We start from the raw sequence: 16459 nt of genomic DNA, 5'->3' as shown, positions 1-16459 counted from the left end.
CTCAGCGCCGACCTTCCGTCACGGCTGGCGGTGACGCTTCATCATCGACACCTGGTGGTCCTGCACGGTGTGGCCCTCCTGTGGGGATGCGGTCCAGTGCCCATCGGCTCCCAGTTCCCAGCAGCGGGTGCTGGGGTCCATCGCCGATTCGAAGACGTCGTCCAGCTGGCCGGCCAGTCGCGGATCCTTCACCTGCGCCATGACTTCGACACGACGGTCCAGATTACGGTGCATCATGTCGGCGCTGCCGATCCAGTATTCCTCGATGGCGCGGAAGTGAATGATTCGCGAATGTTCGAGGAACCGGCCCAGAATGGAGCGCACCGTGATGTTCTCCGAATAATCGTCGGCCCCCGGGCGCAGCGCACAAATGCCGCGCACCACGACCTCCACGCGCACACCCGCCTGCGAGGCCCGGTAGAGCGCGTCGATGACCTGCTCGTCGACCAACGCGTTGGCTTTCAGCCGGATCCGGCCGTCGGCCCCGTCGCGAGTTGCGGCGATCTCGCGTTCGATCCGCTCGATGATGCCTCTGCGCACGCCGTACGGGGCAACCAGAAGATTGCGGTAGGAGTCCTTGCGGGAGTACCCGGTCAACGAGTTGAACAGGTCGGTCAGGTCGGCGCCGATGTCGGGGGCGGCGGTGAGCAGACCGATGTCCTCGTACAACCGCGCGGTCTTGGGGTTGTAGTTGCCGGTGCCGACGTGGCAGTAGCGACGGATCATCGAGCCTTCGCGCCGAACCACCAGACAGGTTTTGCAGTGTGTCTTCAAGCCGATCAGGCCGTAGACCACATGCACGCCCGCCTGTTCCAGCGCCCGGGCCCACTTGATGTTGGCCTGCTCGTCGAACCTGGCTTTGATCTCCACCAGGGCGACGACCTGCTTGCCGGCCTCGGCTGCGTCGATCAACGCGTTGACGATCGGCGAGTCCCCGGACGTGCGATACAGGGTCTGTTTGATCGCCAGGACATTGGGGTCGGCGGCGGCCTGCTCGATGAACCGTTGCACGGTGGTGGAGAACGAGTCGTACGGGTGGTGGACCAGGACGTCCCCGTCGCGCAGCGCAGCGAAAATGCTCTTCGGCGTCTCGCGCTCACCGAAGGCCGGCGGCGTCGCGGGCACGAACGGCGGATCCTTCAGTGCCGGCCGGTCCACGCCGTAGATCTGCCACAGCGACGAGAGGTCCAGTAACCCTGCGACTTCGACGACGTCGCCGGGGGCCACGTCGAGCTCGCGCAGCAGCAACTCGAGCATGCTCTCGGTCATGTCGTCGGAGACCTCCAGGCGCACCGGCGAGCCGAACCGCCGGCGTGCCAGTTCCCGCTCGAGGGCCTGCAGGAGATCCTCGTCGCGGTCCTCTTCCACCTCGAAGTCGGCGTTGCGGGTGATCCGGAAGGCGTGGTGTTCGACGATCTCCAGGCCCGGGAACAGCACCGGCAGGAACGCCGCGATCAATTCCTCCATCGGCAGGAAGCGGACCTGGTGGCCGCCGCCCGGACGGGCCGCGAGTTCGACGAAGCGGTCGACGTTGTCAGGCACCTTGATCCGGGCGAAGTGCTGACCGCCGTCGTCGGGATGTTTGACGGTGATCGCCAGGTTCAGGCTCAGGCCGCTGACGAACGGGAACGGGTGCGCGGGGTCGACGGCCAGCGGGGTCAACACCGGGAAGACCTGTTCGTGGAAGTACGTCGACAGCCGGGCGCGCTCGGCTTCGTCGAGTTCGGCCCACGTGACAATAATGATTCCCTCGTCGGCCAACGCGGGCCGTACCGAGTCGAGGAACACGTGGGCGTGGCGGCTGGCGATCTGCTGGGTGCGCTCGCTGATCCGCCGCAGTTGCTCGCGCGGCGACAGACCGTCAGCCGAACGGACCGACAGGCCCATCTCGTCGCGGCGCTTCAGGCCGGCGACGCGCACCATGTAGAACTCGTCGAGGTTGGACGCGAAGATCGCCAGGAACTTCGCGCGCTCGAGCAGGGGCAGCGACGGGTCGGCCGCCAGGGCGAGCACGCGGGAGTTGAAGTCCAGCCAGCTCAGTTCCCGGTTCAGATACCGGTCCTCGGGCAGCGGGTTCTCGACGGTGGGTGGCGTCGCCGCCGGTGGTGCCTCGGGCGTCGAAGCGGTCGCGGCCGGCAGGGCCTCCGCCACCTCCCCATTCGCCGTCCGGGTCTGAGCTTCGGTCATGGCCTCGATGATTCCCTATCCACACCGGGTCGGGCTACCGCGAGCAAAGATGTCCGTCAGACGTTCACCGTTGCGCTGCGATGGCCTTGGCGGTGGCCGGGCCGATGCCGAGGGCCTGGGCGGCCAGGAGATCCTCCGGGGTGTCGATGTCGCAGCGCAGTCCCGGCCATGGACCGTCGAGTTCCAGCGCCCCCGAACGCCGATGCCGGCGCGCGGAATCGGCGCCGAACCGCGGATCCAGTGGCGCGGCGAACGCCAACAGCGCCGACGTCCCGCCGCCGTGCCGGTCGGCGACGAAACTGCGCCGTGCGTGTCGGCCGGCAGCGATCGCCTCGGCCAGTTCATAGGGCTGAAGTGCCGGCAGGTCACCTTGCAGCGCAACAATATTCGGCCCGTCTCCGGCCATCAGGACCGCCGCGGCGGTCAATGCGTTGTTGAGCGGGTCGGCGTGGCCGTCGGGGGTCGGATCCGCCAGCGCGCGGGCGCCGCTGTGCTCGGCGGCCTCGGCTGCGACGCGGTCGGGGGTGACCACCACCACCGAGCGCACCGCGGGCACGGCCACCGCTGCGGAGATGGTGTCGACGAGCATCGCGAGCACCACGTCTTCGCGGGCCGCCGCCGAAAACATCGGCGCCAGCCGCGTCTTGGCCGCCGTGAGCCGCTTCACCGCGATCACCACGCCGACGTCGGCTCGGTGAGATCGCGGGCGGGCGGCCGTCGGGGAGTCGGTGCCGCTCACGATCGCCATCCTGCCAGCCGCGGCCGGCCGGTTACGCTGAAGCCGTGGTGGAAGCGGCGGTGATGGGAGCCGGGGCGTGGGGGAGCGCTCTGGCCAAGGTGTTGGCAGATGCGGGGAACAACGTCACTCTCTGGGCGCGCCGGCCCGAGCTCGCCGACGAGATCAACGCCACCCACCGCAACTCGGGTTATCTCGACGTGGAGTTGCCGGCAGCCATCCGCGCCACCAGCGACCCCGCCGAGGCGCTCGACGGGGCCTGCACCGTACTGCTGGGAGTACCGGCCCAGACACTGCGGGACAACCTCAGCCACTGGACGAAGTGGATCGGCGCCGACGCCACGCTGGTCAGCCTTGCCAAAGGTATCGAACTGGACACCCTGATGCGGATGAGCCAGGTGATCGTCCAGGTGACCGGCGCCGATCCGGGCCGGGTGGCCGTGGTCAGCGGACCGAATCTGGCCAGCGAGATCGCCGAGGAGCAGCCTGCGGCCACGGTGGTCGCCTGTTCGGATTCGGGCCGTGCGGTGACGCTGCAGCGGGCGCTGTCCACGCACTACCTGCGGCCGTACACCAACTCCGATGTCATCGGCGCCGAGATCGGTGGCGCATGCAAGAACGTCATCGCGCTGGCGTGCGGGATGGCCGCCGGGGCCGGGCTGGGGGAGAACACCGCGGCAGCCATCATCACCCGCGGCCTGGCCGAGATCATGCGGCTGGGAATCGCGTTGGGGGCCAAGCCGGCGACCCTGGCCGGGCTCGCCGGGATCGGTGACCTGGTGGCCACCTGCATGTCGCCGCACTCGCGCAACCGCTCCTTCGGGGTACGACTGGGCGGCGGGGGCACCATGCAGGCCGCACTGGACGCGACCGGAGGACACGTCGCCGAGGGGGTCACCTCCTGCGTCTCGGTGCTGGCGCTGGCGTCGAGCTATGACGTCGAGATGCCGTTGACCGAGGCGGTACACCGGGTGTGTCACAAAGGGCTTTCGGTCGACGAGGCGGTTGCGCTGCTGCTGGGTCGATCGACCAAGCCGGAGTGACCTGTGCAGGGCACCTACGGCGATTCCACCCGCAGCGTCAAAGCCACCGACACCGAACGACTCCCGGGTTCGCCGGTGGCGCCCTACCCGGTGCCGGCCGCGGCCTATCATCTCGACCCCGCCGAGGACGACGCGCAGGACACCTACGGACGTCGCTCCAATCCCACCTGGCGGCAGCTGGAATCCGCCCTTGCTCAGCTCGAGAATTCCTCTGACGCAATCGCTTTCGGATCCGGTATGGCCGCGCTCACGGCGGCGCTGCGCGTCGCGGTCGCGCCGGGTGCCACGGTGGTGGTGCCGGCCGACGGCTACTACCAGGTGCGCGCCTACGCCCGCGAGTACTTCACGCCACGCGGAGTGACTGTCGTCGAAGCGCGTTGCGAGCAGATGTGCGATGCCGCCGGCAGCGCCGACGTCGTCCTGGCCGAGACGCCGTCCAACCCCCGGCTCGACGTGGTGGACCTGCATCGGCTGGCCATGACGTGCCGGGCGCGTGGAGCCACGTTGATCGTCGACAACACCACCGCGACCCCGCTGGGACAGCAGCCCCTGTCGCTGGGCGCCGATCTGGTGGTCGCCAGCGCCACCAAAGCGCTGGCCGGCCATCACGACCTGCTCGCCGGGTACGCGGCGGGCAACCATCCCGACCTGATGGAGCGGCTCCGGACCGAACGGCTCCACGCCGGACCGGTGCTCGGTGCGCTCGAGGCGTGGCTGCTGCTGCGCAGCCTGGCCACGTTCGGTCTGCGATTCGACCGGCAGTGCCAGAACGCCGCCGCGGTGGCAGTGATGCTGCGCACCCACCCGGCGGTGCGAGCGGTGCGTTACCCCGGGATACCGGAGGATCCCGCGCATCCGGTGGCGGCGGTCCAGATGCGCCGCTTCGGCGGGATCGTCGCGGTGGAGTTGGCCGATGCACGCACCGTGCACGCGCTGGTCGAGCGGAGTGCGCTCCTGGTCGCGTCGACGAGTTTCGGCGGCATCCACAGCTCGGTGGACCGGAGGGCCCGGTGGGGTGACGCGGTGCCCGACGGCTTCGCCCGCATCTCGCTGGGCATCGAGGACACCGAGGATCTACTCGCCGACCTCGAACAGGCGCTACCGCGGACGTGAGTCGTTCCGACCCGCTGCGCGCCGGCACCGGTGGGCCCGGACGGTAGCCTCTCTAGGTTGTGACTGCCCGCACCCGCGTTGCCGTCGTCTACGGCGGACGGAGTTCTGAACACGCGATCTCGTGTGTGTCGGCCGGCAGCATCCTGCGCAACCTCGATCCGCACCGGTTCGAGGTGGTGGCGGTGGGTATCTCCGCGGCCGGTTCCTGGGTGCTGACCGACGGCCGGCCCGAGACCCTGGCGATCACCGACGGCACGCTGCCGTCGGTCAACTCGTCGTCGGGCACCGAGTTGACCTTCGCCGCGGACCCACAACGACGAGGACAGCTGCTGTCGCTGGCCGACGGCGCCGGCGATGTGCTCGCCTCGGTCGACGTGGTGTTCCCGGTACTGCACGGGCCGTACGGAGAGGACGGCACCATCCAGGGTCTGCTGGAGCTGGCCGGGGTGCCCTACGTCGGAGCCGGGGTGCTGGCCAGCGCGGTGGGCATGGACAAGGAGTTCACCAAGAAGGTGCTGGCAGCCGACGGCCTACCGGTCGGAGACCACGTGGTTCTGCGGCCCGGGCGGGGCGACCTGTCTTTCGAAGAGCGGGAACGGCTCGGGCTGCCGGTGTTCGTCAAACCCGCCCGCGGCGGATCGTCGATCGGCGTCAGCCGCGTCACCGGGTGGGACTCGCTCATCCCCGCCGTCGAGCTCGCCCGTCGCCACGACCCGAAGGTCATCGTCGAGGCCGCCATCGGAGGTCGGGAGCTCGAATGCGGTGTCCTCGAATTCCCGGACGGCCGCGTCGAGGCGAGCACACTCGGCGAGATCCGGGTGGCGGGAGTGCGCGGGCGCGAGGACGGGTTCTACGACTTCGAGACGAAGTACCTCGCCGACGCCGCCGAACTCGACGTCCCGGCCAAGGTCGACGACACCGTCGCCGAGGAGATCCGGGCGCTGTCGGTCCGCGCGTTCACCGCCATCGACTGCCAGGGGCTGGCCCGCGTCGACTTCTTCCTGACTCCCGAAGGCCCCGTGATCAACGAGATCAACACGATGCCGGGCTTCACCACGATCTCGATGTACCCGCAGATGTGGGCGGCCAGCGGGGTGGACTACCCGACGCTGCTGTCGACCATGGTGGACACCGCGATCGCGCGCGGCACCGGCCTGCGGTGAGCGGGCGCTCAGCGGGCCGGGGCCGGATCGATCGGCCGCGCGGGCAATGACTGTGTGATCACGGTCGATAGCGCCTGGATCGGTGCCGGCCCCGATCCCGCCGGCAGCGTCAGGGCGATGTAGACCGGCCGGTCCACCGCGAACCACGTGGTCCGACCGTCCGCCGAGCCGGCGTCGCTGACCCGCAGCCACGACACCGCGTCGACCATCTGCAGGGGGGCGCCGACCACGAACTCGCCCGGACGCGACAACCCGCAGCGCAGGATCACCGCCTCCCCGCCGTCGGGCAGCTGCCATGCCGCCGTACCCACCGGGGCCGGTTCGACAAGCTCCGCGCGCCGATAGTCACCCAGCCGCTCGGGCAGTGCGTCGACCAGCGCCCGGCACTCCGGTCCGTCGGACCGTGGCGCGGGCAGGGCCGCGACCGACACCGGCGCGGGCCCGTCAGGGCGCTGCAGCACCGCGGCGACCGCGAGAACGCCGACTACGGCGCCGACGGCGACGATCAGCGCGGCGATCAGCATCCCCCGCGACGGTCCGTCTCCGGAGCGGCTGTCCATCCGTTTCTCCTATGTCAAGCCGCTGCCGTTTGGCAAGGCTTGTGATGGTTGTTGTGATCGGTGTGGAGGTGTCCGTAGACGACGCGGGCCAGGCGGCGCTTGAGGCAGCGCAGGGCTTCGGGTGTGGAGTCGCCTGTGGTGAGGCGGCGTCGGTAGTAGGTCTGGCCGACGCCGTCGAGGCGGATCTGGGTGACCGCGATGCGGTGTAGTGCGGCGTTGAGTTGGCGGTTGCCTGACCGGGTCATCCGAACACGTCCACGGGTGTTTCCCGACCACACCGGCACCGGCGCCACCCCGGCATGGCGGGCGAAGGCCGCTTCACTTTGAACCGGGTGACTCCGGCGGTCTCGCCGACCAGCTTGGCTGCGGTCAGCTCGCCACAGCCAGGCATGGCCAGCAGCGCCGGGGCCACGGCGCGCACCCGCGCGCCGATGCGTGTGGCCAACGTGTTGATCGTCTCGGTCAGGCGGGTGATGTCGGCCAGCTCGTCGCGGGCCAACTCGGCGACGATCCCGGTCTGGGTGTCCAACCACTGACCAAGCAGGCGGCGATGTTTGGCCAGGTCCAGCGACCGCGGTTTGGGTGCGTGTCCGGGGTCGAGTTCGTGGACCCGCCACAACAACCGGTTGATCGTCGCGGTGCGTTGGGCGACAAGGACTTCCCGGCGATCCACCAGCAGCTTGAGCTCGCGCGAGATCTCGTCATGCGAGGCGATCGGAAGATCGGGCTCACGCAGGAAACCCGCGCGACTGCAAGTGCGTCGATCGGGTCGGACTTGCCGCGGGTACGGGCCGAGGCCCTGCTCTGGGCCATCAACTTCGGGGGGACCCGCACCACCTTCTGGCCCAGGGCCAACAGATCGCGTTCCAGACGCGCCGACAGATGCCGGCAGTCCTCGATCGCCCAGACGACATCGTCGCCGAACCGTTGCCGGGCCCACATCACCATCTCGGCATGCCCAGCGGTGATCGCGGTGACGGTCTTCTCAGCGAGCTTGCGGCCCACCTCGTCGACGGCGACGAAGGTGTGGGTGCGCTTGTGTACATCGGCTCCAACAACAACCATGGTGGTTGCCTCCTTCACTGTGAGGTGACGGTTGGGCCGGTCGGCGGACAAACCTCAGTGGGGGCGATGCCACGCTCCTATCAAGTCACGCCGGCCGGTCCTTCACACCTGATGCCGACAAAACGCATGCACACCAACCCGAAGGCGGCACAAACCCTACGAGCCAGACACCAGGTGCAAAGGATCCAACCACCGCACTAAGCGGCGACCCCACCCTGACACTGAGCCAAACCCTAGAGGTGCGCTCCGGTGGCGATGGGACAGGTCAGGGTGCGGGTGATTCCGCTGACCCCGGCCACCGCGGGCACCACCGTCTTGGTCAGCTCGGTCAGCGTGGCGGCCCCGACCCGCGCGACGACGTCATAAGGGCCTGTCACGGACTCGGCCGAGAGCACCCCGGTGAGTCCGGCGACCTGCTCGGCGACGACCTCGGCGCGGCCGACCTCGGTCTGGATCAGAACGAAAGCCTCGACCACGCCGTCATTCCCTTCGTCCGGCTGCATAGACTCCACGCCGCAGGGCCCAAACCTACCGCAGGAGCGCGCGGCCTTCAGGCCACGAAGCCGACCCGAGGAGCGACATGGCGGCCGACGAAACCGATTCGACGCTGGCCGAATCAGGGGAGTTCGCCGTCATCGACCGGCTGGTCAGGGGGCGGTCCCAACCGGCGTCGGTCACCGTCGGTCCGGGAGACGACGCGGCCGTGGTGGCCGCTCCGGACGGCCGGACGGTGCTGTGCACCGACATGCTGGTGCAGGACCGGCATTTCCGGCTGGACTGGTCCTCACCGCACGACGTCGGACGAAAAGCCATCGCGCAGAACGCCGCTGACATCGAAGCGATGGGCGCGCGCCCGACGGCCTATGTCGTCGGGTTCGCCGCGCCGGCCGACACCCGCACCGCCGATGCGGTCGGGCTGGCCGACGGGATGTGGCAGGAGGCGGACTCGACCGGTGCCGGCGTGGTCGGCGGCGACATGGTGCGGGCCCCGCTGTGGGTGATCTCGGTGGCCGCGCTCGGTGACCTCGAAGGGCGCCGACCGGTGCTGCGCAGCGGTGCCGAACCCGGCCAGCGCGTGGCCGTCTGCGGAGAGCTGGGCCGGTCCGCCGCCGGATATGCTTTGTGGGACAACGGAATCAAGGGATTCGACGGCCTACGTCGGCGTCACCTCGTGCCGGAACCGCCCTACGGGCAGGGGCGGGTGGCCGCGCAGGCGGGCGCCACATCGATGATCGACGTCTCCGACGGACTGCTCGCCGACCTCGCCCACATCGCCACCGCGTCCGGTGTGTACATCGACCTGGCCGGCACCGCGCTGGCCGGCGACGTCGACGCGGTCGCCGACGCGGCCCGGGCGCTGGGCAGTGACCCGTGGCAGTGGGTGCTCGGGGGTGGGGAGGATCACGCTCTGGTCGCCACGTTCACGGCGGCGCCACCGCCGGGGTGGCGGGTGATCGGCGAGGTGGCACAGGCCGACGGTGCGCCCCGGGTCACCGTCGACGGCGCCGAGTGGGGTGGGGCGGCGGGCTGGCAGTCGTACTGACCGCTAAGTTGGCCTCTCGTGACCGCTCGACCTCTCACCGAATTGATCGATCCCGCCTGGGCGCGGGAGCTCGCCCCCGTCGAAGCTCAGGTCGCGACGATGGGCGAGTTTCTGCGCACGGAGCTGGCCGCAGGGCACCGCTATCTGCCTGCAGGCCCGAACGTGCTGCGGGCGTTCACCTTTCCGTTCGACGATGTCCGGGTGCTGATCGTCGGCCAGGACCCGTACCCCACCCCTGGGCACGCGGTCGGTTTGAGTTTCTCGGTGGCGCCCGACGTGCGTCCGCTGCCGCGCAGCCTCGACAACATCTTCACCGAATACTGCGCGGACCTCGGCTACGACAAGCCGGCCAACGGTGATCTGACCCCGTGGGCGCATCAGGGGGTGATGTTGTTGAACCGGGTTCTCACGGTGCGGCCGGGCACCCCCGCGTCGCACCGCGGTAAGGGCTGGGAAACCGTCACCGAGTGCGCGATCCGCGCATTGGTGGCGCGGGAGCAGCCGCTGGTGGCCGTGCTCTGGGGACGGGACGCTGCCACCTTGAAGCCGATGCTCGGGGACACGCTGACGATCGAGTCGCCGCATCCTTCGCCGTTGTCGGCGTCCCGGGGTTTCTTCGGGTCGCGCCCGTTCAGCCGCGCCAACAGTCTGCTCGAGCAGATGGGGGCCGACACGGTCGATTGGCGCCTGCCCTGACGGCGCGCAGCGCGGGATCCGCCACTGAGGGGCCCGGACGGATCCCGCCGCGCCGGGGTCAGCCGACCGGGCTGGTGGTCACCTCGGGCAGGTCGATGTCCGGGGAGGGAACGTCGACACTCGGTGACGGGATCTCGATGGTGTTCTCGCCCTCGGTGGTGGGCGCGGGTTCGGTCGTCTCGGGCGGAGTCGTCTCCGTCGTGGTCTCGGTCGTCTGAGTGGTTTCGGTCTCGGTGGTCTCCGTGTCGGTGGTTCCGGAGTCACCACAGGCGGCGAGCAGGCCGGTGGCGGCCAGCGCCCCGGACGCAGTGATCAGCGCAGACCGCAGATTTCTACTGTTCCTCATGCTGTGTGGCCGTATCCTTCCCGGCCGGGCCGTGTGCCCAGCCTCAGGATGGCCCGTACCCGAGCAGCCCACAGCGAAACGTGGCGCCCCGGCGTACCGCGGGCACCGACGGCGTCAGCCGCGCGAGACCTTGCCCGCCTTGAGGCAGGAGGTGCACACGTTGATGCGCTGCTTGTTGCCGCCGGGGCGGGCCACGGCGCGCACCGACTGGATGTTCGGGTTCCACCGACGGCTGGTCCGGCGATGGGAGTGCGACACCGACTTGCCGAAGCCGGGGCCCTTCCCGCAGATCTCGCACACGGCAGCCATATGTGAAACTCCTCGAGTCAGTCTTGGGGTCCGGGTCCGTCTGGCCACCGGTTGCGGCGGCGCGACCCGACAACCCGACCAGAATACCGGCTCGGCCGCGGGAGCCAAAATTCGCGGCCCGGCATCCACACCGCCGACCTCGGGTCTTCGGCGGTGTCGGCGCGACTGACTAGGCTGACGCCCACGACGGCGTCGATGGGTGTTGTGGAGGTGGGATGTCGGCTCGGCGGCTCGATGCGTCCACGCTGCGACGTTGGGCCCATACCGCGGTATCCGAACTGATCAGCCACACCGACGAGATCAATCTGCTCAACGTGTTCCCGGTGGCCGATGCCGACACCGGGACGAACATGCTGTTCACCATGCGCGCCGCCTGGGCGCAGGCCGACAGCCGCGAGGCCGTCGACGACGTCGCGGCCGTGGCTGCCGCGATGGCCGACGGGGCGTTGCGCGGCGCCCGGGGCAACTCCGGGGTCATCCTGTCGCAGATCCTGCGCGCAGTGGCCGACGTCACCGGCTCGGTGGCCGCCGACCGCGACGGCGTCCTGGCCGACATCGACGGACCGGTCGTGGCCGCCGCGCTGCGGCACGCGGTGACTCTGGTGGTGACGTCGATGGGCGAAGCGGTGCCGGGCACCATCGTGTCGGTGTTGCAGGCCGCGGCCGCCGCCGCCGAAGACGCCGCAGGAGCGCAGGCCGATTTGCGCGACGTGGTCGGGTCGGCGGCGGCGGCCGCCGCCGACGCACTCGAGCGCACCCCCAGCCAGCTCGCCGTGCTCGCCGAGGCGGGGGTGGTCGATGCCGGCGGACGCGGACTGTTGGTGTTGCTCGATGCGTTGAGCACGACGCTGACCGGGCACGCCCCGCCGCGGCGGGTCTACGAACCGGCGCGGACCGGCTCCGCGGGTGCGGCGGGCCCGGTGGCGACCCCGCAGTTCGAGGTGATGTATCTGCTCACCGGATGCGACGCCGCCGGTGTCGAGCGGTTGCGCGCCCGCCTCGACGACCTCGGCGAGTCGGTGGCGATCGCCGCCTCCGGCCCCGGCGGCAGCGATCGCGCGGACCGCTACTCGGTGCACGTCCACGCCGACGACGCCGGTGCCGCGGTCGAGGCGGGGCTGGCGGTCGGAAGCCCCAGCAACATCCAGATCACCTCGCTGCACGGCGGCCGGCCCGCAACCGGAGCATGGAGCCGCGAGCGTGCAGTGCTGGCACTCGTCGACGGAGACGGCGCCGAAGAGCTGTTCGGCAAGGAGGGCGCCCAGGTATTGCGCCACGATCCCGACGCCCCGATCAGCGCCCACCGACTGTTGCACGCCCTCGTCAACACCGGTGCGGCCCAGGTGATGGTGCTGCCCAACGGCTACGTGGCCGCCGAGGAGCTGCTGGCCGGCTGGGCGGTGGCCTCAGAGTGGGGGATCGCCATGGTCCCGGTGCCGACCGGATCGATGGTGCAGGGCCTGGCAGCGCTGGCGGTGCACGAACCCGAGCGTCCCCTGGTCGACGACGGGTACACCATGGCGCGGGCCGCCGGCGGGGCGCGGTACGCGTCGGTACGGGCCGCCACCGAGGAGGCGCTGACCTGGGCGGGCAGCTGCAAACCCGGCGACGGACTGGGCATCGCCGGCGACGAGGTGGTGATCGTCGGCGACGATCTGGTCGCCGCGGGTGCCGGGTTGATCGACCTGATGCTGGCCGCGGGTGGTGAGCTGGTCACGGTCCTCCTGGGGGCCGACGTCGACCCGGGCGTCGGCGATGCGCTCGCCGAGCACGTCCACCGGCAGCATCCAGGCACCGAATTCGTGCGCTTTCCCACCGGACACCGCGGCGACGCGCTGCTGATCGGGGTGGAGTGACATGGCGGCGCCGGGGGACCGCCTCGATCTGGTGATCGGTAAGAAGGCCGCCGATCAGCTTGCCGAACATCTCGACCTGCACACCGTCAGCGACCTGCTGCGGTACTTCCCGCGCAAGTACAGCGATGCGATGACCGTGCGCGGGCACGGCGAGGACCTCGACCTCTCCGAGGGCGAACACGTCACCTTCATCGACGTCATCACCAAAGCCGAACGCAAGTACACCAGGCGCAGCCCGAGCCGGGAGTTTCTCGTGGTCACCCTCGGCGACCGGCGCCCGAAGGTCACCGCGACGTTCTTCAATCCGCGCTTCCTCAAAGGCACCCTCGTAGAGGGCGCCAAGGTGATGCTCTCCGGGGTCGTCGGCTACTACCGCGGCGTGCTGCAGCTGACCCATCCGGCGTTCCTGGTGCTCGAATCACCCGAGGGTCGCACCGGCGGGACGAAATCGCTGGCGGCCATCGCGTCGGCCGCCGGGGTGACCGGTGACGCGTTGCTCGCCGAGTTCGAGCGCGAGTTCTTCCCGATCTACCCGGCCAGCGCGAAGGTGCAGACGTGGGATATCTACGCGTGCGTGCGGCAACTGCTCGCGGTGTTGGATCCGGTCGCCGAACCGTTGCCGGAATCGTTTGTGCGCGAACACGATCTGATGAGTGAGAACGACGCGTTGCGTGCCGTGCACCTGGCCGAGACCCAGCGCGAGCGGGCCCGGGCGATCGACCGGCTGACCTACGACGAGGCGATCGGTCTGCAGTGGGGTCTGGTGGTGCGCCGGCACGGCGAGCTCAGCGGCACCGGTCCGGTCGCCGCGCGTCGCGGGGACGGCCTGGCTGCGGCGATGACCGCGCAGCTGCCGTTCGAGTTGACGGCCGGGCAGCGCGAGGTGCTCGATGTGTTGTCCGCGGAGATGGCCGCGGCCCGTCCGATGAACCGCATGCTCCAGGGCGAGGTCGGCTCCGGGAAGACCATCGTGTCCCTGCTGGCGATGCTGCAGATGATCGATGCGGGCTACCAGTGCGCGTTGCTGGCCCCGACCGAAGTCCTTGCCGCCCAGCACGCCCAGTCCATCCGGGCCATGCTGGGTCCGCTCGGGATGGCAGGCCAGCTCGGCGGGGCCGACGACGGAACGCAGGTGGCGCTGTTGACCGGGTCGATGCCGGCGGCGCAGAAACGCGAGGTGCGCGCGCTCGTTTCGGCCGGGGCGGCCGGCATAGTGATCGGCACGCACGCGCTGCTGCAGGACGCGGTGGAGTTCGCCAACCTGGGCATGGTGGTCGTCGACGAACAGCACCGGTTCGGCGTGGCGCAACGAGATCGCCTGCGCGCCAAGGCTCCCGCCGGGATCACGCCGCATCTGCTGGTGATGACGGCCACCCCGATTCCGCGGACGGTTGCGCTGACGGTCTACGGCGACCTCGAGACCTCCACGCTGCGGGAGCTGCCGCGGGGCCGCCAGCCCATCGCCACCAACACCATCTTCGTGCGCGAGAAGCCGGCGTGGCTCGACCGGGCGTGGGCGCGGATCGCCGAGGAGGTGCGTGCCGGCCGCCAGGCCTACGTCGTGGCGTCGCGTATCGACGAAGCCGACAAGCCCGGCGGCGGGGACCCCGACAAGGACGTCGAGAAGGCCAAGGACGGCGCCGATGAACCTGCGGAGCAGGGGCCGCCGCCGATCACCGTCGTCGAGTTGTTCGCCCGTCTGCAGCGGGGCCCGCTGGCCGGTCTACGGCTGGGGCTGATGCACGGCCGCCTGGCCGGCGAGGAGAAGGACGCCGTGATGGCCGCGTTCCGCGCCGGCGAGATCGACGTGCTGGTGTGCACGACGGTCATCGAGGTCGGCGTGGACGTGCCCAATGCCACGGTCATGGTGGTGATGGACGCCGACCGGTTCGGCATCAGCCAGCTCCATCAGCTGCGGGGCCGGATCGGGCGCGGCCGGCACCCCAGCCTCTGCCTGTTGGCGACCAACCTGCCCGAGTCGTCGCGGGCCGGTCAGCGGCTGCAGGCGGTCGCCGGCACCCTGGACGGCTTCGCGCTTGCCGATCTGGACCTGCAGGAACGCAGCGAAGGCGACGTGCTGGGCTATCACCAGTCCGGCCGGCCCATCACGCTGCGCTTCCTGTCGTTGGCCCAGCACCTCGACATCATCCTGGCCGCGCGCGAGCTCTGTGAGACGGTCTACGCGTCCGATCCCGACGATCCCGGCATGGCGGCGTTGTCGGCGCCGTTCACCGCCACCGACCGCGTGCAGTTCCTGGACATGTCATGAGCCGCAAGCACGTGCTGTGGCTCGCGGTGGCGGCGATCCTGTCGGTCCTGGTGGCCTACCAGGTCACCTCCGCCACGAACCCGCCCGCCGAGTATCTCGCCGATGCCGATGTGCCGACCGTCGCGCCCGGGGTGGACGTCTTGGCCGGAATCGCGCAGATCGACGCGCGGCCGCGTCGCGGCGACTACCGCCGCGACGCATTCGGCGACTCGTGGACCGACGACACCAGCGCTCCGGGTGGACACAACGGGTGTGACACCCGCAACGACATCCTGGACCGGGACCTGATCGACAAGACCTACGTGGCGATCTCGCGTTGTCCGACCGCGGTGGCCACCGGCGTGCTGCGGGATCCGTACACCAGCGCCACCGTGCCGTTCGTGCGGGGCGCACAGACCGGCGCGTCGGTCCAGATCGACCACATCGTGCCGCTGGCTTACGCCTGGGATCTGGGGGCCGGCGACTGGACCGACGAGATGCGCACCCGGTTCGCCAACGATCCGGCCAATCTGCTGGCCGTGGACGGACCCACCAATCAGGACAAGGGCGACAAGGAACCCGCGGTGTGGATGCCGCCGAATGCGGCGTTCCACTGCCAGTACGCCATGCAGTACATCGCGGTCCTGCGCGGTTACCGGCTGCCGGTGGACGCGCCGTCGTCGCAGGCGCTCAGGGCAGCCGCGCAGACGTGTCCGGCGGGGTGACGGTGCCGACGGTCACCCCGGCTGCCTCCTCCATCGGTTTGATCACGCAGGTGAAATCCGCGTCGGGTCCCTGGCTGGCCTGGGTGGCCGCCCAGATGCCGGCCACGAGCTCGGCGACCTCGACCGGCGCGCCGAGCGCCCGGGCTTCGGTGAGGTAGAGCGCGACGTCCTTGGCCATCAACCCGGTCGCGAACCCGTAGTCGAAGGTGCGCGGCAGCACCGCCCGGGGGAACTTGTCGCGGCTGGCGTGGGTTCCGCCGGAACCGGCGTTGAGGACCTCGATCATCACCTCGGGGTCCAGCCCGGACTTCACGCCCATCACCATCACCTCAGCCGTCGCGGCCAGGGTGGTGGCGGCCATCAGGTTGTTGACCAGTTTCATGGTCTGTGCGGCGCCGGGCTTCTCCGAGACGAAGATGGCCTTTCCGATCGCCGCGTACACGTCTGCCAGAGCGTCGAATTCGGTGCGCGGCCCGGACACCATCACCGCCAGCGTGCCGGCTTCGGCGCCGTGGATACCGCCGCTGACCGGACTGTCCAGAGCGGCCACACCACCCGCGGCCAACATGTCGTGATTGCGTTGCGCCGCAAGCTGTCCCACGGTCGACAGGTCGACGAACCGCCGGATCCGCTGCGCGGCGGCAAGTTCGGCGGCCACCGCGGTGCAGACCTGTGGTGTCGGCAGGCTGGCCAAGACGGTGTCGGCGCGATCGCCCACGTCGCGTACCGAGGCCGCCACGGACGCGCCCGCGGCGGCCGCGCGGTCCAGCGCCTCCCGGTGCGTGTCGAAGGCCACCACCCGGTGACCGGCGGTGAGCAGCCGTCGCATCATCGGCAGCCCCATGTTGCCCAGCCCGACGAACCCGACG

The 16459-nt window shown here is 70.1% G+C and carries 15 protein-coding genes and 1 pseudogene; 8 read left to right on the top strand and 8 right to left on the bottom strand.

All coding sequences use genetic code 11. The annotated features are described in order from the left end of the window. Positions 1-18 precede the first annotated feature (18 nt). Together G6N31_RS11770 and cofC are read right to left on the bottom strand one after the other, a co-directional pair. Complete coding sequence (locus G6N31_RS11770) at positions 19-2187, bottom strand: RNA degradosome polyphosphate kinase (RefSeq protein WP_098005098.1); 2169 nt, start codon at positions 2185-2187, stop codon at positions 19-21. A gap of 64 nt (positions 2188-2251) precedes the next feature. Next, positions 2252-2926, bottom strand: a complete 675-nt coding sequence (gene cofC, locus G6N31_RS11765) for a 2-phospho-L-lactate guanylyltransferase (protein WP_420091136.1) — start codon at positions 2924-2926, stop codon at positions 2252-2254. A gap of 44 nt (positions 2927-2970) precedes the next feature. Between cofC and G6N31_RS11760 the strand changes: the two genes are divergently transcribed. From G6N31_RS11760 to G6N31_RS11750, 3 genes are read left to right on the top strand one after another with little or no spacing between them, the layout of a single operon-like run. Continuing rightward, positions 2971-3966, top strand: coding sequence for an NAD(P)H-dependent glycerol-3-phosphate dehydrogenase (locus G6N31_RS11760; RefSeq protein ID WP_234815438.1), 996 nt, complete (start codon positions 2971-2973; stop codon positions 3964-3966). A gap of 3 nt (positions 3967-3969) precedes the next feature. Further along, positions 3970-5079 carry a cystathionine gamma-lyase gene (locus tag G6N31_RS11755; RefSeq protein ID WP_098005100.1) on the top strand — a complete coding sequence of 370 codons (1110 nt, stop codon included), beginning with the start codon at positions 3970-3972 and terminating at the stop codon, positions 5077-5079. Between the two features lie 59 nt (positions 5080-5138). Then, positions 5139-6242 carry a D-alanine--D-alanine ligase family protein gene (locus G6N31_RS11750; RefSeq protein ID WP_098005101.1) on the top strand — a complete coding sequence of 368 codons (1104 nt, stop codon included), beginning with the start codon at positions 5139-5141 and terminating at the stop codon, positions 6240-6242. An 8-nt stretch (positions 6243-6250) separates the two neighbouring features. Here the strand turns inward: G6N31_RS11750 and G6N31_RS11745 are convergent, their stop codons facing one another. The 3 genes and pseudogenes from G6N31_RS11745 to G6N31_RS11735 all read right to left on the bottom strand — a co-directional run bounded on the left by G6N31_RS11745 (position 6251) and on the right by G6N31_RS11735 (position 8343). Next, positions 6251-6802 carry a DUF3515 domain-containing protein gene (locus G6N31_RS11745; protein WP_098005102.1) on the bottom strand — a complete coding sequence of 184 codons (552 nt, stop codon included), beginning with the start codon at positions 6800-6802 and terminating at the stop codon, positions 6251-6253. 14 nt (positions 6803-6816) lie between these two features. Beyond that, positions 6817-7885, bottom strand: a pseudogene (locus G6N31_RS11740) (IS110 family RNA-guided transposase). 215 nt (positions 7886-8100) lie between these two features. Next, positions 8101-8343 carry an Lrp/AsnC ligand binding domain-containing protein gene (locus tag G6N31_RS11735; protein WP_098004464.1) on the bottom strand — a complete coding sequence of 81 codons (243 nt, stop codon included), beginning with the start codon at positions 8341-8343 and terminating at the stop codon, positions 8101-8103. Positions 8344-8447: 104 nt separating this feature from the next. Here G6N31_RS11735 and G6N31_RS11730 point away from each other — a divergent pair, with 104 nt between their 5' ends. Then, a complete protein-coding gene (locus G6N31_RS11730; RefSeq protein ID WP_098004463.1) occupies positions 8448-9410 on the top strand; it encodes a thiamine-phosphate kinase in 963 nt (320 codons plus the stop codon). Between the two features lie 18 nt (positions 9411-9428). After that, complete coding sequence (locus G6N31_RS11725; protein ID WP_098004462.1) at positions 9429-10106, top strand: uracil-DNA glycosylase; 678 nt, start codon at positions 9429-9431, stop codon at positions 10104-10106. A 58-nt stretch (positions 10107-10164) separates the two neighbouring features. On the opposite strand, the gene G6N31_RS11720 is transcribed toward G6N31_RS11725, so the two are convergent. Both G6N31_RS11720 and rpmB read right to left on the bottom strand, forming a co-directional pair. Beyond that, positions 10165-10452, bottom strand: a complete 288-nt coding sequence (locus G6N31_RS11720; protein WP_163722143.1) for a hypothetical protein — start codon at positions 10450-10452, stop codon at positions 10165-10167. Between the two features lie 114 nt (positions 10453-10566). Continuing rightward, positions 10567-10761: a 50S ribosomal protein L28 gene (rpmB, locus tag G6N31_RS11715; protein ID WP_098004461.1), complete on the bottom strand. Its 195-nt coding sequence runs from the start codon at positions 10759-10761 to the stop codon at positions 10567-10569. A 215-nt stretch (positions 10762-10976) separates the two neighbouring features. Here rpmB and G6N31_RS11710 point away from each other — a divergent pair, with 215 nt between their 5' ends. The 3 genes from G6N31_RS11710 to G6N31_RS11700 are packed head-to-tail and all read left to right on the top strand — an operon-like array spanning position 10977 to position 15590. Then, the gene (locus G6N31_RS11710) at positions 10977-12617 is read left to right on the top strand and encodes a fatty acid kinase ATP-binding subunit FakA (protein ID WP_098004460.1); all 1641 of its coding nucleotides are present in this window, start codon (positions 10977-10979) and stop codon (positions 12615-12617) included. A 1-nt stretch (position 12618) separates the two neighbouring features. Next, positions 12619-14886 carry an ATP-dependent DNA helicase RecG gene (gene recG, locus G6N31_RS11705; RefSeq protein WP_098004459.1) on the top strand — a complete coding sequence of 756 codons (2268 nt, stop codon included), beginning with the start codon at positions 12619-12621 and terminating at the stop codon, positions 14884-14886. Beyond that, positions 14883-15590, top strand: a complete 708-nt coding sequence (locus tag G6N31_RS11700; protein WP_098004458.1) for an HNH endonuclease family protein — start codon at positions 14883-14885, stop codon at positions 15588-15590. The genes recG and G6N31_RS11700 overlap by 4 nt, the downstream gene beginning before the upstream one ends. Here G6N31_RS11700 and G6N31_RS11695 read toward each other — a convergent pair. After that, positions 15556-16434 (bottom strand): NAD(P)-dependent oxidoreductase, encoded by an 879-nt coding sequence (locus G6N31_RS11695; protein WP_234815391.1) that lies wholly within the window; start codon positions 16432-16434, stop codon positions 15556-15558. The genes G6N31_RS11700 and G6N31_RS11695 overlap by 35 nt on opposite strands. Positions 16435-16459: the final 25 nt, after the last annotated feature.

The sequence above is a fragment of the Mycolicibacterium duvalii genome (assembly GCF_010726645.1).
Lineage (GTDB): Bacteria > Actinomycetota > Actinomycetes > Mycobacteriales > Mycobacteriaceae > Mycobacterium > Mycobacterium duvalii.
Note: the sequence above shows the minus strand (reverse complement) of the source record. Positions and strands in the feature narration are given on the sequence as shown.